The following is a 24,623-nucleotide window of genomic DNA, read 5'->3' as shown; positions in this document are numbered from 1 at the left end:
CTCGCTTGCGGCCGACGGAAGTTGCGAGCGGATCAAGCCAGCTCGAGCGTGCGCTTGAAATAGGCGATCGTCTCCTTCAGCCCGTCCTCGAGTGCGACCTTCGGCTCCCAGTCCAGCGCCGCCTTTGCCTTGGTGAGGTCGGGCTGGCGCTGGCGCGGATCGTCCTGCGGCAGCGGCTGGAAAATCAGTTTCGAGCGCGAACCGGTGAGCTTGATCACCTTCTCGGCGAGTTCGCGGATGGTGAACTCCGAATTGTTGCCGATGTTGATCGGTCCGGTGATGTCCTCGCCGGTCGCCATCAGCCGCATGATGGCCTCGACGAGATCGTCGACATAGCAGAACGAGCGGGTCTGCCCGCCGTCGCCGAACACGGTGATCGGCTCGCCCTTGAGCGCCTGGACGATGAAGGACGATACCACGCGCCCGTCATTGGGCTGCATGCGCGGGCCGTAGGTATTGAAGATGCGCGCGACCTTGATCGGCAGAGCGTGCTGGCGCCAATAGTCGAAGAACAGCGTTTCGGCGCAGCGCTTGCCTTCGTCGTAGCAGGAGCGGATGCCGATCGGGTTGACGTTGCCCCAATAGTCCTCGGTCTGGGGATGGATCAGCGGATCGCCATAGACCTCGCTGGTGGAGGCCTGGAAGATGCGCGCCTTGAGCCGCTTGGCGAGGCCGAGCATGTTGATCGCGCCGTGCACCGAGGTCTTGGTGGTCTGCACGGGATCGCGCTGGTAGTGGATCGGCGAGGCCGGGCAGGCCAGGTTGAAGATCGCGTCGACCTCGATGTAGAGCGGGAAGGTGACGTCGTGCCGGACTGCCTCGAACAGCGGATTGGCGATCAGATGGGCGATGTTGCGCCGGCTGCCGGTGAAGTAATTGTCGACGGAGACCACCTCGGCCCCCGTATCGAGCAGCCGCTCGCAGAGGTGCGATCCGATGAAGCCGGCGCCTCCGGTGACGAGGATGCGGCTGTTCTTGTAGCTTTCAAACGGCATGATCGGTTCCAGATTGTCCGCGGCAGAGCGCGCTGAGTGGTATCGGCAACGGCCGGACTCGCCAATAGCCAAATGGCTTGGTCAAAGGTATTTAAATACCATTACTGTGCATGGGGTTGTTTTCGATTTTCGTGGGTGCCCTCGGCAGGGCGCGGGAGGCTAGAATTCCCGCCGTTTCAGCCAGGCGCGCGCGCTCCAATGAGCAAAGCACCAGGCCGATCTGATCAGGGAGAGCTGTTCGACATTGCGGTAGATCTGCCAGACCCATTTGGCGGAACGCGCCGGGCGGCTGGAGACCGAGGAGCCCCTGACGCGGTAGCGCGCAAGGTCCTCGTTGAGGCCGTATGCGGTATGGCCGCGCTTGAGGATCGAGAGCCACAGGCAAAAATCGTCGTAGCCCTCGTTCTTCATCAGGATGGGACCGGCGATCTCGCGGTCGACCAGCGCGGTCAGCGTGGCGATCGCGGTGTTCTCCAGGAGCTGGCCATAGGTGAGTGACGCCGGCACCTCGATCAGCCGGCCGGACATGGTGTTGCTCTCGTCGATGCGGCGGAACGCGGTGTAGCTGAGGGCGGCCCGCTTCTCCCGGGCGAAGGCGAGCTGGCGCTCGAGCTTGCCCGGCAGCCACAGATCGTCGCTATCGAGGAAGGCGAGATAGCGGCCCTGCGCGGCATCAATCGAGGCCTGGCGGGCGAGCGCCGGGCCGCCATTCTTGGCCTGCCGGATCAGCTTGACGCGGGGATCACGCTCGCCGATTGCCGCGATGATCGCCGGCGTCCTGTCGGTCGAGCAGTCGTCGGCGATCAAGAGTTCCCAATCGGCGAAGGTCTGGTCCTGCACCGAGCGGATCGTCTCCTCGATCAGGCCTTCGACGTTCCAGGACGGTGTGATGATCGAGACGAGCGGCATGATGGGTCCGTTCAGTTCGTGCCGGCGGGCTCGGCAATTGCCGCGCGCAAAGAAGCCGCAAACGTGTCGAGCAGATTGGGATCGCCAATATAAAGCTCGCCCGGATATGACCGGCGCCAGGCAGACTCGAAGTAGGGTGCTCCCCTGGCCGGATCGAACGGCCCGGCGGAGAGCGCTTCGCGCAACCGTGCCGGCACGTCGGCCAGACGGTCGACCGCATACACCAGCGGGCAGGAGCGATAGAACGCATCGCCCATCACCACGACAGGCTTGCCGAGCAGCAGTGCCTCGGCACCCGATTTGCTGTTGACGGAGATCACGGCATCGGCGCGATTGAGCACGGTGTAATTGTTGGTCTGCGGCGGCAGCAGCACGAAATTGTCGAACCGGCGCGCGAGTTCGAACAGCCGCGAAGCCGCGATCGCGCCGATCTGGGCGGGATGTTCCTTGACCACGAGCACATGCGAATCCGGGATCGTGCGCAACAAGAAGTCGACGGTCGCGACCTGGTCGAGATAATCCGGCGAGCGCAGCGTCAGCGCCATGTCGGCCGGGACGTGGAAGGGATAGTAGACGAAGGGCGTTTCGGGAAGCGGACGATAGAGCTTGCGCAGCCGCGCCGCGTTGAGCGCCATTGCCGCATGAACACGCGCGTGGCGCAAATTGTGCCCGAACTCCTGGTGCTTGCCGAGCGCAAATTGGTCCCAGAGTTTTTCGGCAAGACGATTGGCATTGCGCAAATTGACGACCTTCTTGAAGGCCGCCGAATAATGATGCTGGTCCTTCTTGGGGATGACGATCGCACGCTGCGTCAGCGTGTCGTCGAGATAGGCGCGCACCTCTGATGACACCGTGTCTGCGGGCGTCGACATCACGTCGGGAGCTGCGAGGCTGTCGGGCGTAAAATACATGCGGCCGCGGAAGAACGACGGCTCGATGAACCAGTTGCGGATGTTACGGCGCCTGGCGGCGTAGAAGCTCGCGATGACGGAGAGAAAACCGCCGAGCTCCTGCACCAGCTCGGCGTGCGTGCCTTGCGCCTCCAGCCGGTCGAGCAGCGCCTCCATGGCGTTGGCATAAATCATGAAGCGCCGGCGCAGCGCGGCCGTGTCGCGGATGCCGAAAGTGAAACGCTCATGGCTGAACAGGAAATTGGTTCCGTCGAGCCCGTAGGCTTTGATCCGCGCATCGAAGGCCGGCCGATCGTCGGGGGAGGGAGCGGTCTTGAGGCCTTCGCGGTAAATGTTCGTGATCGGGATGCCCGCGGCCTCCGACATCTCGGCGCTGCGGTCGTCGAAGGCGAGCAGTTCGACTTCGCAACCTGTCGCGCGCAGGCGTTGCGCCACCGGAATCCAGAACCGGGTCTGGTATTCGGCGAGTGTCGTGATGAGGATGGTTTCTGCAGAACTCATGCTGAGGGCGGGGGTGCCTGGTTGCGGTTTCCGCATATAGAAGCCTGTGCGATAGCTCAAGCTGGTTTAGTGTGAGTTCCGGTGCCGAATTGTGGTAGTTGACGGCTTCCCTTGGGGCACAATCTGTGCAGGGCAGGAACAACTGGCTCGAATCGATGAAGAATGAGCGAGTGATCTTTCGCGTCGACGCGGCGGTCGAGATGGGGATGGGGCACCTGACGCGCTGTCTTACCCTCGCCGACGCGCTCGCTCAAGACGGTGGAAGGTCGTGTTTTCTGATGCGAAGCCGTGCTGCTGGATTGGCCGAGCTGGTGGAGCGCAATGGACACGCCGTGCAGCTTCTGCCCGATCCGCCTGCCTGGGTCCCCGGCATCGCCCCAGTCGACGACGGCCACGCCCATTGGCTGCCGACAACGTGGCAGGAGGACGCGGAGCAGACGACCCACGCGATGGATGAGCTCGGTCCGGCCGATTGGCTCGTCGTCGATCACTATGCCCTCGACGCTCGCTGGGAGAGCGCATGCCGCCGCGAGGGTTTGCGAATTTTGGCAATCGATGATCTGGCCGACCGCCCACATGACTGCGATATGCTGCTCGATCAGAACCTCGTCCGGCAGATGGATACGCGCTATCGCGAGAAGCTGACTAAGGCTAGCGTGCAGCTGCTGGGACCGCGATATGCGCTGCTTCGTCCTGAATTCCTCGAGCAGCGTCGCCGATTGTCGAGCCGCAGCGGCAGGATCGGTCGCATCCTGGTTTGCTATGGCGGCTCCGATCCGACCAATGAGACGGCCAAGGCGGTGAAGGCGATTACGACGCTGGCGATTCCGTCGATCGCGGTGGACGTCGTCATCGGCATCAGCAATCCGCATGCAGAGTCGATCGTGCGTGTCTGCAGCGGGTTGCCGCGGGCGGAAGTGTACCGGGGGACGAACAGCCTCGCCGAGCTGATGCGACGGGCGGACCTTTCGATCGGTGCTGGCGGTGTGATGAGCTGGGAGCGGTGTTGCTTGGGCCTGGCGGCGGTAGTGACCGATATTGCCGCAAACCAGATCGGTGCGCTAACGGCGTTGGCCGATGCGGGGGCTGCTCTCCACCTTGGGCCGGCGGCCTTCGTTACAGCGGAAATGCTGGGTGATGCCATTCGCGTGCTGCTGAACGATTCAAACCGGGCCAAAGCACTCGGTGAGGCCGCCTTTGCGCTTGTGGACGGCGAGGGGCGGACCCGGGTCGTGGCCTGCCTGCAAGCTTAGGTCATTGATTCTTAGATCAAAATCCTGGCCGGGCGCGGGACTTTCGGCAATGGTCCGGGTTCCCGGGGGATGAGACAGCTATTGGTGTGAGGCGGGACTTCTGTGCTAAACGCTGGGTCCAACTCGGGAATTCCGCCGTCGTATCGCCGATTGAAGATGAAAATTTCCATCCTCTGCTCCAGCGTGTCGCACCCAATCTATCCCCAATTGCAACATTGGGAGATGGTCACGGGCGCCGGACACGAAGTCGAGCTCGTGCACAGGAAGGCGGAACTTTCGGGAGGGGACATCCTTTTCCTAATATCATGTCACGAGATCATCTCGGCGAAGGATCGCGCGAGATACGACAAGAGCCTCGTGATTCATGCGAGCGACCTTCCGTTCGGCCGCGGCTGGTCGCCCCATATCTGGCAAATCCTCGAGGGAAAAAACGACATCGTCGTTTCGCTTCTGGAGGCGGAGGATCAGGTGGACACGGGAGCCATCTGGGCGCAACGCCATCTGGTCCTCGAAGGTCATGAACTCTACGACGAAATCAACGCAAAGCTGTTTGCGATCGAGCTTGATCTTATGAACGAGGGTGTGGCGAGCTTGGGACGAAAAACGTCGGCGCCGCAGGACGAGCGGGTGCCGACCCACTACCGCCGCCGTTCACCGGAGGACTCCAGGCTCGACCCCGACCAGCCGCTCGCAGGACAGTTCGATCTGTTGAGGGTAGCGGATCCGGAGCGCTTTCCCGCGTTCTTCGATCTTCGCGGTCACCGCTATCTGATTCGCCTCGAAAAGGCTGGAGCGAACGATGACTAATACGATCACCATCTCCGGCCGCCCGATCGGTCCTTCCCACGAGCCCTTCATCATCGCCGAGATGTCGGGCAACCACAACCAATCGCTCGAGCGGGCTTTGGCGATAGTTGAGGCGGCCGCCAAGGCCGGGGCTCATGCTCTCAAGCTGCAGACCTATACGGCCGACACGATGACGCTCGAACTCGCGCGCGACGAGTTCTTCATCGATGACCCGAACAGCTTGTGGAAAGGCCGTTCGCTACACGAGCTTTACCAGCAGGCCTACACGCCATGGGAGTGGCACGCCCCGATCTTCGAGCGTGCGCGCTCGCTCGGCATGATTCCGTTCTCGACGCCGTTCGATGACACCGCCGTCGACTTTCTCGAAAGTCTCGGCGTCGCTTGCTACAAGATCGCGTCGTTCGAGAACACCGATCTGCCGCTCATTCGCAAGGTCGCGGCCACCGGCAAGCCCATGATCATCTCGACGGGCATGGCCAACGTGGCCGATCTCGACGAGACGGTACGGGCCGCAAGAGCTGCGGGCTGCAAGCAGCTCGTCTTGTTGAAGTGCACGAGCACCTATCCCGCAACGCCCTCCGATACTAACCTGCTGACGATACCGCATATGCGGAGGTTGTTCGGTTGCGAGGTCGGGCTTTCGGACCATACCTTCGGGATCGGCGCATCGGTCGCAAGCGTCGCGCTCGGAGCTAGCGTGATTGAGAAGCATTTCACCCTTGCGCGCGCCGACGGCGGCGTTGATTCCACGTTCTCGATGGAACCAGAGGAAATGGCGGCTCTCGTGGTGGAGAGCAAGCGTGCCTGGCTTGCCCTCGGGCAAGTCTACTATGGCTTGACCGAGAAAGAGCATAGATCGCTCGTGTTCCGACGCTCGCTCTATGTGGCGGAAGATCTTGCCGCCGGAGACGTGTTAACCCAAAGGAACCTGCGGATTATCCGGCCGGGCCTCGGCCTGCCGCCGAAATATTTCGAGACGTTGCTCGGCAAGCGTGTCGGACGGGCAGTTCGCCGGGGGACGCCGATGAGTTGGGATATGCTCTCATCCGCGGACGACGAACTTCCGGTGCCGCAGTCCGTGGCGAGGAACGCCGGTGGCTGATCAGCCCCATGTCTGCCTGATCGTCGACAGCCCGCTTCGCGACCTCGAGGGATTGGTGCTGCTCGCGCGGCAGTTGGCGACGCGCGGCGCGCGAGCCACGCTCGTGCCCATGTACGAGCAGGGATTCGATGTTCCGGCCTTGCGGCCTGACCTCGTGCTGGCGAACTACACGCGTCCCAACAACGCCGACCTGATCAAGTCCTACAAGAGCGCCGGAATCCTCGTCGGTATCCTTGATACGGAAGGAATTGGAGGCAAAAACGCGGACCAGTTCGCGAAGATGGTGAAGAGCGCGGGTCGTCCCGATCTTGTCGATCTCTACTGTGTTTGGGGCGCGTCGCAGTACGCCGCGTTCCTGCGACAGGGCACGATCGCGCCGGATCTCCTGCATGCCACCGGTTGTCCGCGTTATGATTTTTGCGCGCCGCCCTGGCGCGCCGCGTTGCCGAAGCCGTCCGTCGATTCGGGCTACGTTCTCATCAACACGAACTTCCCGAACCGTAAACCCGCGCTTTTCCGTTAACTCCTCCCACGAGGAGGAATCGATGGTCAAAGCTGGCTTCTCGCGCGAGTTTGCACGGCAGTTCATCGCCGATGGCGGACATGCTTACCGCAGCACTTTGGATATGGCCATTAAGCTCGCGAAACACTTTGCCGATGTGCAATTCGTGCTGCGACCACATCCATTCGAGAAAATCAGCTCGTATGATTCGTTCGCTGCCCTGCCTAACGCCAAGGTCATTCAGAGCGGTACATCGCTCGAATGGATCAGCGGCGCACGGCTGCTGGTCCATCAGAATTGCTCGACCGCGATCGAAGCGACCATGCTGAACGTGGAGCCGTTGAGCATGGAGTGGTTCAATACGCCGGCCTTGCGCCTCGACGCGGCGACGCGGGTCAGCCGGGGCGCGGCCGGAGAGGCCGAAATGCTCGAGCTGGTTGGGCAGGGCCTCGAGGACAGTATGCCGCCGCTGCCCTCTGAGATCGGGCTGTCTCGCCGCGAGATTGTCAGCGAGCTTTATACGGCCGTGGATGGTGCGAGCTCCGCACGCGTTTCCGAGGTGGTTCTCGCGACGATCGCTGCTTCCCGGCACGGCGGATCGAAGGCGCATGCCTCGCCGTCGCCGTCTTTGCGGGGGCTGGTGGCCGGCGCGGTTCGCCGGACGCTGGGCCACAAGGCAAGTTCGCTCTTGCGTCGCACTTACAGCTCCGTCGAGAGCGAGCGCCGCCGCGCCGGAAAAGTGTTCGATGCGGGGACGGTGAACGCGATATTGCAGCGTATCGACCAGGCTTCGGTGGACCACCGGCGATTTGTCGCGCAGCCGGCTGCGAACATCCGCATGAGGCGAATGATGAGCGGAGCGAGCCTGCAGCTCGCGGAAGCGAACTGACCCGTGCTGCGCCGCTTTCTCCATAACACAGCTATCTCGGCCGTCGCCTACGGTCTTGCGGGATTGCTGGGCCTGTTTGCTGTCGGACTGATCGCGAAATCCTATGGGTTGGCGGTTCTCGGCTTGATCGTGTTGGTGCGCGGCTTCCTTCCGAGCGGCTTTCTCATTCTGTTTGATTTCGGCATACCCGAGTTGGCGATCCAGGCGACCGCTCGCGGTCGGCTGGGGGACTGGTCGATGGCCAGCGAAAAGATATCGCTCCTGACCTTGATTGCAGGATTCGTCGGGGTCGCCTCGGGCGTCGTGCTATGGCTCGTGGCGGGCAGGCTCGCCCTCGTCTTCAAGGTGGCGCCTGATCAGGTTCAGGCGTTCGTGTCGATTCTCCAGCTCACCGCGCTTGCCCTTCCCATCGCCTTTGTCGGGTTGGTGGCCGAAGGCGCACTCAAAGGCTTCGAGGAATATACCTGGCTTCGGTTGACGGAGGTCGGAGGCAGCCTTCTCTACGTTGCTTCGATCTATCTTGCCGTTTGGCAGAACGCTGCGTTCGAATGGATTGCATATGCCTATCTTGCGACCATTGTTGCCAAGTATCTGATGCTGGCGTTGGTGGTCTATTTTGCGGCACGAGGCACGCCGCTGCGCTTCGGCTCCTGGACTCCCGAGAGCCAGCAGGACATCACCTATCGCTGTTGGCTGATGTTCAACAACAGGATTGGTGGCTGCCTGCAGCAATCCGTCATTCCGCTGATGATTGGCGCATTGTACGGTCCCGTCGAGGTTGGGGCCTTCGACCTGCTCACGCGGCTGCCGCGCTTTCTGAAGACGACGATGAGCCCTCTTTATTCGGCGATCCTTCCTATTTCGACCCACCTCGACGAGAAAGACGATGTTCGGCGACTGCAAATGCTCGGTCGGAGCGGCCTGGTTCTGCCCGCCGCAGTTATCGTTCCGTTCCTTGTCGTCGTGGCGCTGTTCTCCGAGGAGATATTGCAGGTGTGGGTCGGCCCGCAGCATGCGGATCACTGGCCATGGCTTGCCCTGTCGCTGTTCGTCCCGGCCGTGAGTGTCATGCTAGGGGCTGGGCAAACGGCATTGATGGTAAAGTCGGATTTCCTTCGCACCTACACACGGTTCCTCTATCTCCAGGTGCTGATCCAGTACATCGTTACCGCGCTCACGCTGGCCTGGTTGAGCGAGCGCGCCTTCATCCTGGGTTGGGTGGTCTCCTACGTCCTCTTCGCGCCGCTCATCGCCCACCGGATGCTGTCCTCCATGAGCCTGCCCGATTCGCTGTTCTGGCAGCAGCTGGGCAGGCAGTTGCTGGTGGCGGCGATCCTTGCGGCTACGGCGACCGGTTACAAGATGTACTCGACGCCGACGACCTTGGCGGCCTTGTTTGTCGTCGGGGCAGTCTGGTGCATTGCCGCGTGGGCGCTTAGCATCAGTTTGATACTCTCGCGCAGCGACCGGGCAATGGTCAGTAAGTTTGCCCGCGCGATGAGGGGGCGGTAATGCGGCCGGCGCTTCCCTGGCGTGGTCAAGTTCCGGCTCGACACTCTGCGGTTGCTCGTGTTTGGTGGATTTGCTAAGGGCAAAATCGACCGACTGAGGCCCAATTGGGAACAGCGCGAATCTTATTTCTGGCAGGGTTGGGGGGCGGAAAAATGGGATTGATGTCCAGGGCGCTTTGGCATGTGAACCGCTCGCCGCTCCGTTGGGCGGTCAAGTCGGGCGTCAGCGCGTGGCACTTAGGCGAGAAGCAGGAGCGGCGACGTCAGGCCGAGCTCCTGAATGTGTCCGCGCTCGAGAAAGCCAAGGCGGAGGACCTGAACCGGAACGGCTATGCAATTGTCACCGAGTTGATGGACCCGGCGCTCCAGCAGGAGTTCGCGGACGCGGGACAGGCGAGGCTGAAGGACGTCGAGGGGCTCGAGTCGCAGCAGAGTTCGACCTGGAAGAAGTTCTGGGTACGCCTGCTCGATGCGGAGATGCAGAACGGTCAGCTCAGTGCCGACAACATTTTCGGTCGCTATGCGCTGCAAAGCTCTGTCGTCAACGTCATCTCGAGCGCGCTGGGTGAACTTCCCTGGCTCGACTACGTGTTGCTGTCATACTCCCGGCACACTGGTGAGAACCTCGCCTCATCGCAGCTTTGGCATCGCGATCATGACGATGTCCGGGTGATCAAGTTCTTCAGCTATCTAACCGATGTCAAGGATGACGCGGACGGTCCCTTCACGTTTCTGCCGAAGCAGTCGACGGACAAGTTCGGCTATCCTCTCCTTGGCAGCCACTTCCCCGACGAGCAGGTTTTCAACAAGGTCCCGCGCGGCGACATCAAGATCATGAAGGCGCCGCGGCTTGCGTCCTTCATGGTGGATACGACCAGATGTCTGCATATGGGTAGCCGGATGGGGCCAGGGCACGGGCGGCTCCTGTACACGGCGACCTTCTTTTCCTTCCCGCGGATGTTCCCCGGCGCCAAGAATCGGCCGTTCTTCGCGACGCCGAACACGACGGACTTCCAGAAGCTCCTCCTTGGCCTGTGATGGGCAGTTTTACCCAATTCCATGGTGGATCCCCGAAAGAACGTTCGGTGACCTTTAGCCCCAATCTGAAGCCTGCTTCGCGGCTGGAGCTGTCAAAGGCCTATGCGTTCGATATCGTGCGTAGTCTTCGCCGGATCGCGCTCAAGAATGTCCGGCGAACGCATGATGTTGTCGATGCCGAATACAATGCTGGGCAATGGGGCCGGATTCTTTCCGAGCGCACCTGGCTTCGCGAGCGCTCGCTCGAGGACTTCCTTGTCGGCCACAATGAGGCGCCGCGTCTCACCAAGGTCGACGGCCAGATCGTTCGTGTTTCCACCAGCGACTACTATCGGTATCGGTTGGGTGCGCTCTCGCAACTGATCGCGAGGCACGCCGGCGAAGCGACCTCGCTCATCGAGCTTGGCGCAGGCTCCGGATACAATCTGTTCTCGCTGGGTCTCGACCCGCGCTGGGCCACGCTGCGCGGGTTCGATATCGCGCCGAACGGGATCGAGGCCGGACGCCAGATTGCCGCTCATTTCGGCCTCGATGGCCGGATCAGCTTCGGCCGTATCGACCTGACTGATCCTGCCGATCCGATTTTTGCGGAGCTCGCGGGTGCGACGATCCTGACCTATTTCTGCATCGAGCAGATTCCTCACGCGGTCGAGGCCGTCGTCGATCATATCCTGAAGGCTCGCCCTGCGCGCGTCATCAACATTGAGCCTGCCATCGACATGCTGAGCCTTTTAAATCCGCGGGATATTGCGAGCCGGATCTACATTCGATCTATGGACTATCAGACCCGGTTGTGGACGACGCTCGATGAGTTGGAGCGCAAGGGCCGTATTCGGGTGAGCGCGAGGGAGCGCATGAACTTCGCGCCCACGCTGCACAACGACGGATTAATCTACGCTTGGGAGCCGGTGGGCGATTTGGGCTGACCCGGGATCGGCCCGGGCCTGGAGCCCTGGACGCTTCCGGCGGCGACGGGGGAGAAATGCAGATCTCATGGTGGAGCTTGGAGAGCGTGTTGCCGGCGATGCTCTGCGTCGTCGCCGCCGCGTTCGTGCTTTCAGCCATGGGGCGTATCGCGGCCGGTCGCCCGGGTCTTCTGCTCATCGTATTCTTCTTCTTCTTTGCGTTCGCCTGGCGGCTCATCTCGGTCCTCTACATTGACGTGTTCGGGCCGGTTTACTCTGAACAACTGGAAAGGGAGATCGGTCCTGGTCTCGCCGTACTGCCGCTCGCGGTTTCCCAAGGGCTCGTCATTGCGGCGTTGTTGTTCTCGTTCCGCCCGCGACGCCTACTCGCGCTTTCGGATGCTTCCGTAATCCGGCTCTCCGGTTTGTTGAAGGCGGGCAATTGGAATTTGTCCGACCTGGCTTTTCGCGTGGTTGCCTTGTTTGTGCTCGCGCTCTGGGGCGAACTGCTCGTGAGAGGACACATTCCAATATTCGCCGGGCTCGAGCGGTACGAGTATTCGCAATTATACGGCGGTCTTTTGCATCGCCGGTTGTTGGAATGGGGGCCGATGTTGGCGTTTCAGCTCGGCCTTCTCCTGACGCTCCCCGCGCTGCAAGGCAGGCCGCTGGACCGCCGGTTTGGAGTGCTATTCGGTACCTTGATGCTGTACCTGTTCGTGGTCGGACACCGCTTTTCGTCGTTCTACCTCTATCTCTCCTTCCTTATCATCCCGTTGGGCGCCGTCCTGCTCGGGCGTCTGTCAAAGGGACAGGCATCCTTCCTGAAGTTGTTGCACAGTTTCTGGCTGCCGGGGATTGGCTTCGTTGTCCTGGTCGGAGCTGCACTCGTCTATTCCTATACGGTCGTTCGGGGGGGCGAGGTCGTCGCGCTTCAGACCAAGCTGGTCCAGCGGGTTTTCGTGCAACAAGGCGAGATGTGGTGGATGACATATGACCGCGTTTTCCTGCATAACGACTGGGACACCGGTCTTGCGATCTTCAAGCTGTTTGTGGCTCCGTTCAATCCGAGCAATAATTCGACCATGCAATTCCTGATGGAGTTGGGGTTGCCGCTCGAGCGCGCCCAGCTCATCCTCCGGCAAGGATCGGCCTACACGGGTGGGTGGCCCGAAGTGCTCTTCGAGCTGGGAGGGCCGGTCGAGGGTTTCCTTCTGGTGGCGGTTTCCGCCATATTGTTCTCCGAATTTATGTTCTTATTGGCGCGCTGTATCGTCGAAGAGCGGTATGCCACGTGCTTTTTTCTGACGCCCGTCTTGTTTACGGTCTCTATCTTCTTCGTGTCGGGCATGGTCAATTCCTTCATACAGTTCACGTTTGTGGTAAAGATCGCCGTTGTCGTCTTCGTATACGTTCTGGAGGACAGATGGCGGCGGAGCGTGATTAAGGTCGCGGCATCGGATCCCGGGGAACTTGTCGTGTGTATGGAGAACGGACCGGAGCATGAGTGAGATGCAAACGCGGATATCGGCCGCCGAGTATGTTAACGAGTTCTCCACGTTTTTTAGCCGTTCGGTCCGCCAGCGGGTGATCGTGATTGCGTTGGGTACGCTGGCTGCAATGCTTATCGTATTCCTCGTTAGTCAAATGTTGCCGGCGACCTATACTGCGACAGCCGGTGTTCGCCTTGCTCGTGTAGATGGGCAGGATTTGATGACGCCGCAGGCGACGGCCGCCCACATGAATTCGTCGACGTTCATGACCCGGGCTCTGGATGCTGCGAGCCCAGCGGATCACAGCAACGACCGAAACCGAAGAAGAATCCTGGACAACTTCGAGGCGCGCCCGAAAACATCCGATTCGTTGACGCTCGTAGCGGCGGCAGCGAGCGAGCTGCAGGTCCGCAATGCACTGGAAGCAACGGTGCGCCAGCTGGATAAGGATCAGGAAAAGCTGCGAGGCCCCCTGCTGTCGGAAATCAACGCCCAGATTGCGCTGACAGATGCAAACATTGCCAGCTTGACGCGAATACGGGAATCTTTGGCGACGGCAGATTCGATCACGCCTTCCGCGTCCGGCGATCTCTCGGCGCTGGCGTTGCGGCGCGTGTGGCTCTTGGACCTGACCCTCAGAAACGAAGAGAGGCTGGCCGCAGCGACCGCAGAGCGGCGCGCGCTGGAAACGAGGATCGGGCCTACGAAGACCTATCGAGCGTCGTTGAGCGAGGACGTGACGGTCGTCCAGGCGTCGCCGCGACCCGTCCGGCACGCGATCTTTGCCGGGGCAATTGCGTTGCTGACCCTGCTGCTTTACGCGATGATCCGCATGCCGGGTCCGGCTCGAACGGATTGAGGGCGCATCGCGGATGCGGAATCCATGTTGAGACAAGCCGCAATCCTGGTCGGGGGGCTCGGGACACGGCTCGGCGAGAGAACGCGGCTTGTTCCCAAGCCGCTGCTTGAAGTTGGCGGCGGGCCTTTCCTCGGTTACCTGCTCGATGAGTTGACGCGCTATCCTTCTATTGAGGAAATCGTGCTGCTCGCCGGCCATCGCGCCGACGCCGTCGTCGATGCTTACCATGGCAAGCGCTGGCGCGGCGCAACGGTGACGGTTGTGTGCGAGCCGGCTCCATGTGGTACCGGCGGTGCGTTGAAGCATGCTGCCGCAGTGCTACAGGACCGCTTTTTTCTTCTGAACGGAGACTCCTGGTTCGACTTCAATCTGCTCGATCTTGCCGTGCGCGCGGCGAACTCCTCCGCGATTGTCCATATGGCGCTCAAGCGGGATCAGGCAGGCGATCGTTACGGTCGCGTCGTGCTCGACAAGAACCGAGTTAGAAGTTTTCTGGCCGCCGGCCAGCCGAGCGGGCCAATCAACACAGGCATCTATTGTGTCGATCGAGCAGTTCTCGACTACATAGGTGAGATGCCGTGCTCGCTTGAGCAGCAGGTGTTTCCCAGGCTGGTCGCAGAGGAACGTCTCGCCGCTGATCTCTATGACGGTTTCTTTATCGACATCGGCATTCCCACCGATTTTGAGCGGGCCCAGCATGAGCTCCCCGGGAGGCTGAACCGGCCCGCGGTTTTCTTCGACCGGGACGGTGTGCTGAACATCGACAAGGCCTATGTGTACCGGATCGAGGACTTCGAATGGGTCGCCGGTGCGCGCGAGGCGATCAAGCTCTGCAACGATCTTGGTTACTACGCCTTCGTCGTCACCAATCAGTCGGGAATAGCGCGCGGTTACTACGGTGTCGACGATGTCCACCGCCTGCATGACTGGATGACCGGCGAGCTTGCGGCGATCGGTGCGCATATCGAGGACTATCAATATTGTCCCTACCATGAGGACGGTACGGTCGAAGCATATCGGCGCGTCAGCGACCGGCGCAAACCTGAGCCCGGCATGATCCTCGATTGCATGAAGGCTTGGCCTGTCCGGACGGAGGGGAGCCTGCTCGTCGGCGACAATGATCGGGACGTCGAAGCGGCGCTTGCTGCGGGGGTACCGGGACACTTGTACCAGGAGGGCGATTTGGCAACGTTCCTTCGTCCGCTGCTCAACGCCCGAGTAACGCCTTAGAGGTGCGGTTCGCCTCGGGGGGTCCCCTCGGCCCAGGCAGCCAAAATGACGCTTCGGTTGCGCGCTTCGGGGTTGTAATGCTACGTCAGGTCAGGAAGCAACCGAGCACGGCTGGCGTATATGCGATTGTCCTCAAGTCTCAAGCATCACATTTGGCGCGCTGCCATGAGAGCAACGCCATTTCCGATCTTCGCCAAGGCACGAGATTCCGACTATTGGCAGAAGCACTGGAAAGAGAAGCAGCACGCGAACGAGTTCGACGGATACGCTGCATCAACTCCGCTCAAAAAGTGGTTTGCAAGACAAGTCATCGACCTTCAGCCGAAATCTGTTTTGGAGTTCGGATGCAATGTCGGAGCCAATCTACGCGAGATCAATGCGCTCGACGCTTCGGTTAATCTGTATGGAATCGAGCTGAACCACCGCGCGATCCAGTATGGAATTGAGAACGCAGTTGCGAACGATGCGCAGCTAATCCAGGGCTCAATGGCTGAAGCCGGGCTTCTCATGCAGCAACGCAACATCACGGACGTCGATGTTGTATTCAGTTCAGCGGCTGCAATGCACTGCGACGACAATATTTTCGCCGCAGCCAAAGAAGCCGCGCTATCGCTCGCCACAAGGGCGATCGTGCACCTCGAATTCAATGCATGGAGCCCCGCTGACCTTCACAATTGGCGAAGCTGGCGAAATTCATTCGTCAGTGACAGGTGGATCCGCGACTATGCCGGAGAATATAGAGATCATCCGAGGGTCGAGCGCATCGAAACTGTGGGCATTCCGCTTGATCTAAACTTCATGGACAATATCGGACGCGTGATGGTTAGCGATGTCACCGGTCTGGTAATCGTGCATTTGAAGGAAGCCACTTCCTGAGGCTGCCTGATTGACTTGAAAGTTGAATAATTTGGCTTGCGCGCCTGAAGTCACGCGGCATCAACTGAGCTAGCCGCACGGCGGAGTTTGCGACGCCGCGGCCTAGACTAGCCGCGGGAAACCGCGCGGAACATGTATTCGGCCTGTTCCCAGTCCTCAAGCGTGTCAATGTCCTGCACGTACATCCGCGGCAGGATGATGCCGATGGATTGCTCGCCGAACAACGGTACCTCGTCGCGAAAAGCGGCGGCCGTTCCCCAATAGAACTGGCCCGCATCATGGTAGGCGTGCTCGAGATCCTGAGAGCGGGTCAGACGGTGCTCAGGATAAAAGGGATCGACCCGTCCGGAGGTCGCGATGCGCACGGCACGCTGGATCGGAAACGCGTAACTCGTGACAGAGAAGGCGAAGGCAGCGTCCGAGGAGGCGAGGGCATTGTAGCCCTCGCGTAGATAGCGTGGCTGAATCAGCGGCGCCGTGGCGTAGATGCAGCAGGCGTGACTGACTTCGTTGCCTTGGCCCATGAACCAGGTGACGGCGTGTTTGACGACAGCATTGGTGCCGGTAAAGTCGTCGGAGATATCCTTTGGCCGGACAAACGGCGTCGCTGCCCCGAATTTGCGTGCCACGGTGGCGATCTCCTCGTCATCCGTGGACACGACGACCTCGTCGAACAGACCGCTGTCGCGTGCCGCCTCGATCGAATAGGCGATAATGGGCTTGCCGCAGAACGGACGAATGTTCTTGCGGGGAATTCGCTTGCTTCCGCCGCGGGCCGGGATGACCGCGATCTTCACGCGAGGATCTTCGCGAGCGCCGCGACGACGGTGTCTTGCTCGTCATTCGTCATCTTCGAGAACAGCGGCAGCGTGATGGCGTCCTGGTAGTAGCTCTCTGCCTCCGGGAACATGCCGAAACTGAATCCAAGGCGCTGATAGTAGGGCTGGGTGTGTACCGGAATGTAGTGCACGTTGACCCCGATACCTGCGGCGCGCAACGCCTCGAAGACCTGGCGCCGACTGAGCTCGATTTCGTTGCGCCGCAGCCGGATCACGTAGAGGTGCCAGGCCGAATTCGTGTCGGGATGCTGCCATGGGCAGATCACCGGCAGCTTCGCAAGAAGCGCGTCGTAACGCGCCGCGAGCTCGCGCCGGCGCGCAACAAAGGCATCAAGCCTGTCGAGCTGGCTGGCGCCGAGTGCGGCCTGGATGTCGGTCATACGGTAGTTCAAGCCGAGCTCGACCTGCTCATACATCCAGGGACCATAGCGGTCCTCGTTCGAGCGCCGCGCGTCGATCGGATCGTGTTGTACCGGGCGGACGATGCCGTGAGTGCGCAGGTGACCAAGGCGATCCGCCAGTCCGCGATCGTTGGCGAGTATCATGCCCCCTTCGCCGGTCGTGATGATCTTTACCGGGTGGAAGCTGAAGATCGCCATGTCGCTTAGTTGGGCGGCACCGATCTTTCGTCCCAGATATTCGCCACCCACCGCGTGCGAAGCGTCTTCAATGATGCGAAAGCCGTAGCGGTCCGCGAGGGTACGGATCTCTGTCATCTCGCAGGACTGGCCGGCAAAATGCACGGGAATGACGACCTTTGGCAACTGTCCCCGGGTGCTTGCCTGCGCGAGCTTCTCCGAGAGCGACGTAACGCTCATGTTGTAGGTTCGGGGATCTATGTCGACGAAATCGACGCTGGCTCCGCAATACAGCGCGCAATTGGCCGAGGCGACGAACGTGTTCGGCACGGTCCACAATATGTCGCCGGGACCGAGATCAAGGGCAAGGCAGGCAATATGAAGCGCTGCAGTCGCGTTCGATACCGCGACACCATGTTCCGCGCCGCAGTAACCGGCCATTGCTTGCTCAAAGCGTGGCCCAGCCTGCCCTTGGGTGAGCCAGTCCGACTTCAGCACCTGAGTGACCGCATCGATATCCTGTTCAGAGATATCCTGGCGCCCATAGGGGATCATTGCACGGCAATCTTGTTGAATTCCCTGATCTCGGCAACGTCGAGGAAGTGATCGTTCTTGCCGGAGTTGTATTCGAATCCGTCAGCCACCGGCTCGCCGTGTTCACCGATCGAGTTAGCGAGATAGTCGACATCCCGGCGGAAAAACTTGATCGTCGGTTTGATCACGAAGTGATCGTGGAATTTCAACGTCAGGTGCGAGTCGTCGGTAGGGCACATGACTTCATGGAGCTTTTCGCCCGGACGGATGCCGATCACCCGACTTGGAAGTGCGGGGGCCATGGCCTTCGCCAAGTCGGAGATGCGAACCGAAGGGATCATCGGAACGAAGATCTCGCCGCCCGACATGCGCTCAAAGCTCTTGGTGACAAAGTCGACACCTTGCTGCAGCGATATCCAAAAGCGCGTCATGCGCGGATCGGTGATCGGCAGGTGATCGGTGCCGGCCGCGATCAGCTTGTTGTATAGCGGTACGATCGATCCACGGGATCCGACGACGTTGCCGTAACGGACGACGCTGAACATTGTGCGGTGACCGCCGGCCATGTTGTTGGCGGCGATGAACAGCTTGTCCGAGGCTAGCTTGGTCGCGCCGTAGAGGTTGATCGGCTGCGCTGCCTTGTCCGTCGATAGCGCGATCACCTTCTCGATGTCCGACTCCAAGGCCGCCTGGATCACGTTCTCGGCGCCATGAATGTTGGTCTTGATGCACTCGATGGGGTTGTATTCGGCAGCCGGAACCTGCTTCAACGCTGCGGCATGGACAACGAAGTCGATCCCCTTCATGGCAGTGCGAAGGCGCTCGCCGTCCCGCACGTCGCCGATGAAGTAGCGCATCGCAGGCTGATCGAATTCCTGCTGCATCTCATACTGCTTCAGCTCATCGCGCGAATAAACCACGACGCGACGCGGCTTGAAGTCCTTGAACAGGCCGCCGACGAATTTCTTCCCGAACGATCCTGTGCCTCCGGTGATCAGAATGGCTTTATCATTGAACATGTTAGCTCTTGCGCCGGATCGGTTTTTTGGGAAATGGGGGAATGGCGGTGGTTACCACACACTCCTGCCGCCGTCTATGACCAGGTTCTGACCGGTCATGTAGCTCGATGCGTCCGAGCAGAGGAACTGCACGGCGGAGCGGTATTCGTCGACCTCGGCCATACGCCCCATGGGAATCAGGCGCGTCAGCCGTTCGACGAACGCCGGATCCTGGTTGTTGAAGACGCCCCCCGGCGAGATCGCATTGACGCGAACGCCGCGGTCGGCCCAGTAGGTCGCGAGATATTTCGTCAATCCGATGAGGCCGTGTTTGATCACGGAATAGGTCACCGGCTTCACCGGCTGTTCCTCTTCGCGCGCCACATGCGGCTGCCGATACAGCCGCTGGTCCGGCGCGATCACGCCGAGATCGGAGGCGACGTTGAGGATCACGCCGCGGCCGCGTTTGGCCATTTCGTTGCCGAACACCTGCGCGCACAGCATCGCGCCGGTCAGGCCGACGGCGATCTCGTTCTGCCATTGCGGCACCGGGAACGCCTCGAAGCGCGAGGAGTGCATGATGCCCGGGTTCGACGTCACCTTCGGATCGATGGCGGCGTTGTTGACGAGGATGTCGATGGTAACTCCGCGGCCTGCAAGCTGCTCGTTCGCGGCGCGCACCGACTCGAGCGAAGTGACGTCGATCGCAAGGACGATCAGATCGGCTGAAGCCGCGACCTGCTTCAGCGCGGCGACGGCGGTTTCGGCCTGCGTCAAGCCGACGTCGGTGACGACCACGCGCGCGCCGGCTTCGCTGAGCGCTGCAACATGCTGTTTGCCCAACAGGCCGCCGGCGCCGGTCACGAGGGCGGTCCGTCCGGTCAGGTCGTAGCGGGAGAAGGGATTTGCCATCGAAGGCTCCTGTTCAGCTTCTGAGCTGGCCGCCGTCGGCCACCAGGACGCTGCCGGTGATAAAGGCGGCGCGGGTCGAAGCAAGGAAGGCGACGACGTCGGCGATCTCCTCGGGAGTGCCGAGCCGGCGTAGCGCCACTTCGCGCTGGAGCATGTCGTCGACTGCTTGTTTGTTTTCGGCGATCTTCCGCGCCCAGGTGCCGTCCGCGCTCAAAATGTTTCCGGGCGCGACCGCATTGATGCGGATGCCCTCCAGCGCCAGTGGGCGCGCCAGACCGCGCACGGTCGCATTCAGCGCCGCTTTGGCGGCGTAGTAAGCGACGGGCGCGCCGAGTGCGGCCATGCCTGCGATCGAGGAGATGCAGACGATGGTGCGGTCGCCGCTGCCGCGCGCCATCAGCGGCCGGGCGGCCTCGATCATGTTGGTGGTGGCGAAGAGATTGAGGTCGATCACCCGCGACCATTCCGCCGCGGTTTCCTTCCCCGGGGGCACGGATGCGCCGCTGCCGACATTGCAGACGAGGATGTCGAGCCGGCCCCACTGCTTTTCGACGTCCTGAATGAGGGCTGCGGCGTTGGTGGGATCGGTGACATCGGCCAGGTGAATCGAGTTCCGTCCGCCGACTGCGGCACGCGCGGCGTTCAGCGCATCGGCGCCGCGCGCCGCCAGCGCGACCTTGGCGCCTTCTGCCGCGAGCGTCATCGCGATCGCAAGCCCGATCCCGCGGCTGGCGCCGGTGACGAGAGCGACGCGATCGGTCAGCTCGAGCTTCATCGTGCCGCGTCCTCGATCCAGCGAACCGTCATATCGCGGTATTTCGCCAGTGCGCCTGGCGTGGTCGCCGTCGGCGGCGCGCGCGGTTTGCAGGATATATTGGCCCTTGTAGCCGGATCGCTCGATCAGCCGGATCGTCTTGGCAAGATCTGCGTTGCCGGTGCCGAGCGGCACGGTAGTGCCGCCGCGAATGCGGTCCTTTACGTGCACATTGAGGATACGCGGCGCGTAGGCACCGATCTCCTCGTCGCTGTTATAACCAAGCGAAGCGCTGTTACCGCTGTCGTAGTTGATGCCGAAGACGTCGGCTGGATACGTCTCCATGAACCGGGCGAGCTCGCGCGGCAGCAGATCGGATTCGAAGACGATCTTGACGTTCCGTCTTGCAAGCTGCTCGGAGCGAGCGAGCAGCACGCGCTTCAACGTATCGCTTTCGCTCTCGCGCTCGATCTTGCCGTTGTCGACCAGCGGGATCACGACGAATTCGATGCCGATGCGGCTGCAGGCGGCGATCAGGAGATCGAGGTCGGCGACGAGCGCGTCGCGGACGACGGCATCGACCTTCCAGAACGGCGCCTGCATGAAGCAGTCGCCGGTCAGGCTCGAGATCCGTACGCCGTTCTCGCGCGACAGCGCCAGAATGTCCTGTTGCCCGGGCTCGGTCGTGAGCGGGTTCTCGCGCAGCCGTTCCTGATCGACGGTCCATTCCATCCGCGTCAGGCCGAGCTCCTTCGCACGGGGAAATTCCTCGCGCCATTCATTCCAGGGGAATGCCTGGATCTTGCCGTCGACGAGAGCCGACAGCCTGCCTTGCATGAAGCCGATGCGTTCGAGCGTTGCGGTCACGGTTGTTTGTCCGAGCTGATGGCGAGGCCCTTGGTGGTCCAGCCGCCGTCGATGAAGATCTCCTGGCCGGTCATATAGGCGGAGGCGTCCGACGCCAGGAAAACAGCGGCTCCCACCATGTCGGCGGGCTGGCCCCAGCGGCCGAGCATGGTGTGGCGGCGGCGGTCTTCGTGCATGGCGGGATCGGCAAAACTCTTCGCGGTCATCTCGGTCGCGACATAGCCCGGCGCGAGCGCGTTGACGCGGATGCCGTCGGCGGCATAGTCGGCGGCGAGTGCGCGCGTCAGCCCGGCAAGGCCGGCCTTCGCCGCCACGTAGCCGGGATTGCCGGGAAAGCCGCGCACCGAATTGATGCTGGTGACGTTGATGATCGAGCCGCCGGCCGTCTTCAACAGCGGATAAGCGGCGAGGATGGTCGCATAGACGCCGGTGAGGTCAGTCCCGAGCGTCATGCGGAAGCGTGCAAGCTCGGTTTCGGCGTTCGATGGCGGCAGGCTGATGCCGGCGGCGTTGACGAGCACGTCGAGCCGTCCGTGCTGTTTTGCGATGTCGTCGAATGCCTGCGTGATCTTCGCATCATCCGCGAGATCGCAGGCCATCGCGCTCACGCCCTGTGGCGCGGTCCCGGAACGGCTGAGGCCGAACACCGTGGCACCAGCATCTATCAGGCCGGCCGCAATCGCAGCGCCAATGCCGCGGGAGGCGCCGGTGACGGCCGCGATCTTGCCGGCGAGAGAGAAGGCGCTGAGGTCAGGCATAACCGTAACTACGCATGATGGCGGCGCAAAGCTTGACGTCCTCGGGACGATCGATCTGGAACATCTTGTGACGCTCCATCACGTGAAAGCCGATCTTGCCGCCGAGACGATTGCTCTGCTCGCGCAGGAGCGAGGGTACCAAGACGTAGAACGAGCCGTTCTCCAGATAGCGCTTCTCGATCTGCTGCCGCATGCGGCGGTTGCGATAATCGTAGTTGATCGGCTCCGGCCCCTCTTGGCCGATACGCCAGTTGAAATAATCCTCGACCTCGCAGACCGAGAGCAGGCTGTCGAGATGGTCGCGGTCGAAGATCGCAAGCGCGTTCTCGATGTCGCTGGACTCGCGGATCGGCGAGGTGGCCTGGAGCGCGACGACGCGCTCGAACCGTCCCATCCGCTCGTCGGTCGCATCGAGCGCGTGCAGCCAGGCGGATTCGGAGGAGGCGAGGTCACCCGAAATGTCTTCGGGGCGCCGCACGCCGACGGCGCCGGCGGCTTCGGCCGCAGCGAGGATGTTGTCGCTGTCGGAAGACACCGCCACCACGTCGACGCCGCGCGCCGCGCGGGCCTGCTCGACCGTCCACGCGATCAGCGGCTTGCCGCAGAGATCGAGCAGGTTCTTGTGCGGAATGCCCTTGGAGCCGCCACGCGCGGCGATCACAGCCAGCGTCTTGCGCGCCATCAGATATGCCCCTCGAGACGCTCGAGTGCGATCCAGAAGCCTTCGCCCATGTTCTTGTGGCCCTGCCAGATTTCAGGGATGAACGACGCGGTCGGCGCATGCTTGCGCAGCACCCGCCCGATCTCGTCGAAATCGATCTCGCCTTCGCCGACCTGGAGCCCTTCGCCGTCGAGCCCCTTGGCGTCACCGAAATGCAGATGCGCGGTGTGCGGCCCGAGCTGCGCCAGGCCTTGTGCGAAGTCGAAGCCGAAATGGTTGGCGGCAAGCTTGGTATGGGAGATGTCGACGCACATGCGCAGATCATGCTTGGCGCAGAACGCGGCGGATTCCTCCGGGAAGATAAAGATGTTCTGATGGCGCTGGCCGCCAAAATGCCATGGGAACGGCGCCATGGTCTGCGGCGTCAGCTCGACGCCGTCCATGTCGAGCTCCTTCAGGCTCTGGGCGAAGATGCGATAACGCTCGGCCTTCTCCTCCGGCGGCAATGGCTCGTCCATGGTAAAGCCGCCGATGTTGGCGACAATGGACGGGCGCTTCGTCTTGGGGAAGAATTTCTTCAGGCCTCGGGTGATGTCGATCACGGCCTGGGTCTGCTCCAGCGAATAGCGCCGCAGCGCCTCGTCAGGGGTTGCGAGGTCCATCAGCTTGGAGCCGGCAAACAACTCCGGCGCATGTACGACGAAGCCGAGATCGTAGGTGCCGGAGAGATACGCAGCGGGATCGCGCTCCATGTCGCTGTAGCTGAGATGAAACTCGATGATATCAGGCTCGCAGATCTCCAGGAAGCGCTTGGTGTCGTGATAGCGCACCGGCACGCCCCAGGGCCGATCGAAGCGGTAGCGCCGCGCTTTTGCGGTGCCTTCGTCGAGATCGCTCTGGAAGAAATAATCGTCGGTCGCCATCGCCCGCGTGAGCTTGCGGCCGAGCAGCGCCGGCATCTTCAATGGCGACAGGCCCTGTCCCGGGCTCTTCACGGCGATGTCGCTGTCGGAGATCACGGTGCCGGCCGGAAGCTCGCGCGCGGCCACCAGGCTCTTGGCAAGGTTTTCGCGGTTGATGAGCTCCCCCTGGCTCAGCGCGCGCTCGGCCAGTTTCTCACCGCGCGCCGCTTCCACCTCGCGGATGCCCGAGACCAGCGTCTTGAATTCCTCTGGCTCCAGGCTCGCGGCATGGTCCGGACCTTCCATCTCGCGGTCGAGCGTGATGTGGCGTTCGATGACGACGGCACCGAGGGCCACCGCCGCCGTCGAAACGGCAACGCCGCGCTCGTGGCCCGAATAGCCGACGACCGGATGGATCTCGCGCAGCGTTTCCATGAAACGCAGATGGATGTTGTGGAGCGCGGCCGGATAGGTGCTCTGGCAGTGCAGCAGCACGTAGCTCGCATCGCGGTCGTCGAGGAATTTCGCCGCGGTCTTGATTTCGTCCGTCGTGCTCATGCCGGTCGAGACGATCAGCGTCTTGCCGGTGGCGGCAAGGCACGCGAGCAGCGGCAGATTGGTGAGGTCGGCGGAGGCAACCTTGTAGGCCCGCACGCCGAACCCTTCGAGCACGGCGACGCTCTTTGCGTCCCAGGGCGTGCAGAGATACTCGATGCCCTTTGCTGCGCAGTACTCGGCAATCTTCTTCTGCTGCGCGGTCGGAAGCTCGAAGCGGCGCAGGAGATCGAGCGTGTATTCGACGGCGAGGTCGTCGTCCTTCCCGGACAGGCTCGAAGCGCGATAGACCTCGTCGAGCTTGCGCATCTGGAATTTGGCGCAATCCGCGCCGGCCGCGACCGCGGCATCGACCAGCGCAATGGCGCGATCGAAGTCGCCGTTATGGTTGTTGCCGATCTCGGCGATGACGTAGCAGGGCGCACCGTCTCCAACAGAGCGGTTTCCAATCTTTGCGGTCGTCGGATTCCGAATCACGGCACTA

At 61.8% G+C, this 24,623-nt stretch carries 23 protein-coding genes; 12 read left to right on the top strand and 11 right to left on the bottom strand.

The window, feature by feature from the left end; all coding sequences use genetic code 11:
• Positions 1 to 32: 32 nt before the first annotated feature.
• The 3 genes from ACVWW3_RS17665 to ACVWW3_RS17655 all read right to left on the bottom strand — a co-directional run bounded on the left by ACVWW3_RS17665 (position 33) and on the right by ACVWW3_RS17655 (position 3,316).
• Positions 33 to 995 (bottom strand): UDP-glucuronic acid decarboxylase family protein, encoded by a 963-nt coding sequence (locus ACVWW3_RS17665; RefSeq protein WP_456649193.1) that lies wholly within the window; start codon positions 993 to 995, stop codon positions 33 to 35.
• A gap of 159 nt (positions 996 to 1,154) precedes the next feature.
• Complete coding sequence (locus tag ACVWW3_RS17660; protein WP_456649194.1) at positions 1,155 to 1,904, bottom strand: glycosyltransferase family 2 protein; 750 nt, start codon at positions 1,902 to 1,904, stop codon at positions 1,155 to 1,157.
• An 11-nt stretch (positions 1,905 to 1,915) separates the two neighbouring features.
• Complete coding sequence (locus ACVWW3_RS17655) at positions 1,916 to 3,316, bottom strand: capsular polysaccharide export protein, LipB/KpsS family (protein WP_456649195.1); 1,401 nt, start codon at positions 3,314 to 3,316, stop codon at positions 1,916 to 1,918.
• Between the two features lie 125 nt (positions 3,317 to 3,441).
• Between ACVWW3_RS17655 and pseG the strand changes: the two genes are divergently transcribed.
• From pseG to ACVWW3_RS17595, 12 genes are all read left to right on the top strand, one after another.
• Positions 3,442 to 4,569: a UDP-2,4-diacetamido-2,4,6-trideoxy-beta-L-altropyranose hydrolase gene (gene pseG, locus ACVWW3_RS17650; RefSeq protein WP_456649196.1), complete on the top strand. Its 1,128-nt coding sequence runs from the start codon at positions 3,442 to 3,444 to the stop codon at positions 4,567 to 4,569.
• Positions 4,570 to 4,725: 156 nt separating this feature from the next.
• Positions 4,726 to 5,376, top strand: coding sequence for a formyltransferase family protein (locus ACVWW3_RS17645; RefSeq protein ID WP_456649809.1), 651 nt, complete (start codon positions 4,726 to 4,728; stop codon positions 5,374 to 5,376).
• Positions 5,369 to 6,478: a pseudaminic acid synthase gene (gene pseI, locus ACVWW3_RS17640; RefSeq protein ID WP_456649197.1), complete on the top strand. Its 1,110-nt coding sequence runs from the start codon at positions 5,369 to 5,371 to the stop codon at positions 6,476 to 6,478. The genes ACVWW3_RS17645 and pseI overlap by 8 nt, the downstream gene beginning before the upstream one ends.
• A gap of 55 nt (positions 6,479 to 6,533) precedes the next feature.
• On the top strand, positions 6,534 to 7,001 hold the full coding sequence (locus ACVWW3_RS17635; protein ID WP_456672038.1) for a surface carbohydrate biosynthesis protein: 468 nt from the start codon (positions 6,534 to 6,536) through the stop codon (positions 6,999 to 7,001).
• A gap of 22 nt (positions 7,002 to 7,023) precedes the next feature.
• The gene (locus tag ACVWW3_RS17630; RefSeq protein WP_456672037.1) at positions 7,024 to 7,869 is read left to right on the top strand and encodes a surface carbohydrate biosynthesis protein; all 846 of its coding nucleotides are present in this window, start codon (positions 7,024 to 7,026) and stop codon (positions 7,867 to 7,869) included.
• 3 nt (positions 7,870 to 7,872) lie between these two features.
• On the top strand, positions 7,873 to 9,381 hold the full coding sequence (locus ACVWW3_RS17625; protein WP_456649199.1) for a lipopolysaccharide biosynthesis protein: 1,509 nt from the start codon (positions 7,873 to 7,875) through the stop codon (positions 9,379 to 9,381).
• A gap of 161 nt (positions 9,382 to 9,542) precedes the next feature.
• A complete protein-coding gene (locus ACVWW3_RS17620; protein ID WP_456649200.1) occupies positions 9,543 to 10,418 on the top strand; it encodes a hypothetical protein in 876 nt (291 codons plus the stop codon).
• A 47-nt stretch (positions 10,419 to 10,465) separates the two neighbouring features.
• Positions 10,466 to 11,344 (top strand): class I SAM-dependent methyltransferase, encoded by an 879-nt coding sequence (locus ACVWW3_RS17615; RefSeq protein ID WP_456649201.1) that lies wholly within the window; start codon positions 10,466 to 10,468, stop codon positions 11,342 to 11,344.
• 98 nt (positions 11,345 to 11,442) lie between these two features.
• Positions 11,443 to 12,834 (top strand): DUF6418 domain-containing protein, encoded by a 1,392-nt coding sequence (locus ACVWW3_RS17610; RefSeq protein ID WP_456649810.1) that lies wholly within the window; start codon positions 11,443 to 11,445, stop codon positions 12,832 to 12,834.
• On the top strand, positions 12,827 to 13,675 hold the full coding sequence (locus ACVWW3_RS17605) for a hypothetical protein (protein ID WP_456649202.1): 849 nt from the start codon (positions 12,827 to 12,829) through the stop codon (positions 13,673 to 13,675). The genes ACVWW3_RS17610 and ACVWW3_RS17605 overlap by 8 nt, the downstream gene beginning before the upstream one ends.
• Positions 13,676 to 13,699: 24 nt before the next feature.
• Positions 13,700 to 14,905, top strand: coding sequence for an HAD-IIIA family hydrolase (locus ACVWW3_RS17600; protein WP_456649203.1), 1,206 nt, complete (start codon positions 13,700 to 13,702; stop codon positions 14,903 to 14,905).
• Between the two features lie 165 nt (positions 14,906 to 15,070).
• Positions 15,071 to 15,781: a class I SAM-dependent methyltransferase gene (locus ACVWW3_RS17595; protein WP_456649204.1), complete on the top strand. Its 711-nt coding sequence runs from the start codon at positions 15,071 to 15,073 to the stop codon at positions 15,779 to 15,781.
• A 107-nt stretch (positions 15,782 to 15,888) separates the two neighbouring features.
• Here the strand turns inward: ACVWW3_RS17595 and pseF are convergent, their stop codons facing one another.
• From pseF to ACVWW3_RS17555, 8 genes are read right to left on the bottom strand one after another with little or no spacing between them, the layout of a single operon-like run.
• The gene (gene pseF / locus ACVWW3_RS17590; protein WP_456649205.1) at positions 15,889 to 16,578 is read right to left on the bottom strand and encodes a pseudaminic acid cytidylyltransferase; all 690 of its coding nucleotides are present in this window, start codon (positions 16,576 to 16,578) and stop codon (positions 15,889 to 15,891) included.
• Positions 16,575 to 17,753, bottom strand: a complete 1,179-nt coding sequence (gene pseC / locus ACVWW3_RS17585; protein WP_456649206.1) for a UDP-4-amino-4,6-dideoxy-N-acetyl-beta-L-altrosamine transaminase — start codon at positions 17,751 to 17,753, stop codon at positions 16,575 to 16,577. The genes pseF and pseC overlap by 4 nt, the downstream gene beginning before the upstream one ends.
• Positions 17,750 to 18,751: a UDP-N-acetylglucosamine 4,6-dehydratase (inverting) gene (gene pseB / locus ACVWW3_RS17580; RefSeq protein ID WP_456649207.1), complete on the bottom strand. Its 1,002-nt coding sequence runs from the start codon at positions 18,749 to 18,751 to the stop codon at positions 17,750 to 17,752. Before pseB ends, pseC begins: the two co-directional genes overlap by 4 nt.
• Positions 18,752 to 18,802: 51 nt before the next feature.
• Positions 18,803 to 19,642 carry an SDR family oxidoreductase gene (locus ACVWW3_RS17575; RefSeq protein WP_456672036.1) on the bottom strand — a complete coding sequence of 280 codons (840 nt, stop codon included), beginning with the start codon at positions 19,640 to 19,642 and terminating at the stop codon, positions 18,803 to 18,805.
• Between the two features lie 13 nt (positions 19,643 to 19,655).
• Positions 19,656 to 21,263 carry an SDR family oxidoreductase gene (locus ACVWW3_RS17570; protein ID WP_456672035.1) on the bottom strand — a complete coding sequence of 536 codons (1,608 nt, stop codon included), beginning with the start codon at positions 21,261 to 21,263 and terminating at the stop codon, positions 19,656 to 19,658.
• Positions 21,260 to 22,021 carry an SDR family oxidoreductase gene (locus ACVWW3_RS17565; RefSeq protein ID WP_456649211.1) on the bottom strand — a complete coding sequence of 254 codons (762 nt, stop codon included), beginning with the start codon at positions 22,019 to 22,021 and terminating at the stop codon, positions 21,260 to 21,262. Before ACVWW3_RS17565 ends, ACVWW3_RS17570 begins: the two co-directional genes overlap by 4 nt.
• Positions 22,014 to 22,703, bottom strand: a complete 690-nt coding sequence (locus ACVWW3_RS17560) for an acylneuraminate cytidylyltransferase family protein (protein ID WP_456649212.1) — start codon at positions 22,701 to 22,703, stop codon at positions 22,014 to 22,016. The genes ACVWW3_RS17565 and ACVWW3_RS17560 overlap by 8 nt, the downstream gene beginning before the upstream one ends.
• The gene (locus ACVWW3_RS17555; protein WP_456649213.1) at positions 22,703 to 24,616 is read right to left on the bottom strand and encodes an N-acetylneuraminate synthase family protein; all 1,914 of its coding nucleotides are present in this window, start codon (positions 24,614 to 24,616) and stop codon (positions 22,703 to 22,705) included. Before ACVWW3_RS17555 ends, ACVWW3_RS17560 begins: the two co-directional genes overlap by 1 nt.
• Positions 24,617 to 24,623 lie beyond the last annotated feature (7 nt).

This window comes from Bradyrhizobium sp. LM2.9 (genome assembly GCF_054056555.1).
This window is presented reverse-complemented; position numbering and strand designations above follow the sequence as displayed.

What these genes read in the sequence shown, in the direction of transcription:
- ACVWW3_RS17665 (WP_456649193.1), bottom strand. Translation starts at nt 995, where the DNA reads ATGCCGTTTGAAAGCTACAAGAACAGCCGCATCCTCGTCACCGGAGGC.
- ACVWW3_RS17660 (WP_456649194.1), bottom strand. Translation starts at nt 1,904, where the DNA reads ATGCCGCTCGTCTCGATCATCACACCGTCCTGGAACGTCGAAGGCCTG.
- ACVWW3_RS17655 (WP_456649195.1), bottom strand. Translation starts at nt 3,316, where the DNA reads ATGAGTTCTGCAGAAACCATCCTCATCACGACACTCGCCGAATACCAG.
- ACVWW3_RS17645 (WP_456649809.1), top strand. Translation starts at nt 4,726, where the DNA reads ATGAAAATTTCCATCCTCTGCTCCAGCGTGTCGCACCCAATCTATCCC.
- pseI (WP_456649197.1), top strand. Translation starts at nt 5,369, where the DNA reads ATGACTAATACGATCACCATCTCCGGCCGCCCGATCGGTCCTTCCCAC.
- ACVWW3_RS17630 (WP_456672037.1), top strand. Translation starts at nt 7,024, where the DNA reads ATGGTCAAAGCTGGCTTCTCGCGCGAGTTTGCACGGCAGTTCATCGCC.
- ACVWW3_RS17620 (WP_456649200.1), top strand. Translation starts at nt 9,543, where the DNA reads ATGTCCAGGGCGCTTTGGCATGTGAACCGCTCGCCGCTCCGTTGGGCG.
- ACVWW3_RS17610 (WP_456649810.1), top strand. Translation starts at nt 11,443, where the DNA reads ATGCTCTGCGTCGTCGCCGCCGCGTTCGTGCTTTCAGCCATGGGGCGT.
- ACVWW3_RS17605 (WP_456649202.1), top strand. Translation starts at nt 12,827, where the DNA reads ATGAGTGAGATGCAAACGCGGATATCGGCCGCCGAGTATGTTAACGAG.
- ACVWW3_RS17600 (WP_456649203.1), top strand. Translation starts at nt 13,700, where the DNA reads ATGTTGAGACAAGCCGCAATCCTGGTCGGGGGGCTCGGGACACGGCTC.
- ACVWW3_RS17595 (WP_456649204.1), top strand. Translation starts at nt 15,071, where the DNA reads ATGAGAGCAACGCCATTTCCGATCTTCGCCAAGGCACGAGATTCCGAC.
- pseC (WP_456649206.1), bottom strand. Translation starts at nt 17,753, where the DNA reads ATGATCCCCTATGGGCGCCAGGATATCTCTGAACAGGATATCGATGCG.
- pseB (WP_456649207.1), bottom strand. Translation starts at nt 18,751, where the DNA reads ATGTTCAATGATAAAGCCATTCTGATCACCGGAGGCACAGGATCGTTC.
- ACVWW3_RS17575 (WP_456672036.1), bottom strand. Translation starts at nt 19,642, where the DNA reads ATGGCAAATCCCTTCTCCCGCTACGACCTGACCGGACGGACCGCCCTC.
- ACVWW3_RS17565 (WP_456649211.1), bottom strand. Translation starts at nt 22,021, where the DNA reads ATGCCTGACCTCAGCGCCTTCTCTCTCGCCGGCAAGATCGCGGCCGTC.
- ACVWW3_RS17560 (WP_456649212.1), bottom strand. Translation starts at nt 22,703, where the DNA reads ATGGCGCGCAAGACGCTGGCTGTGATCGCCGCGCGTGGCGGCTCCAAG.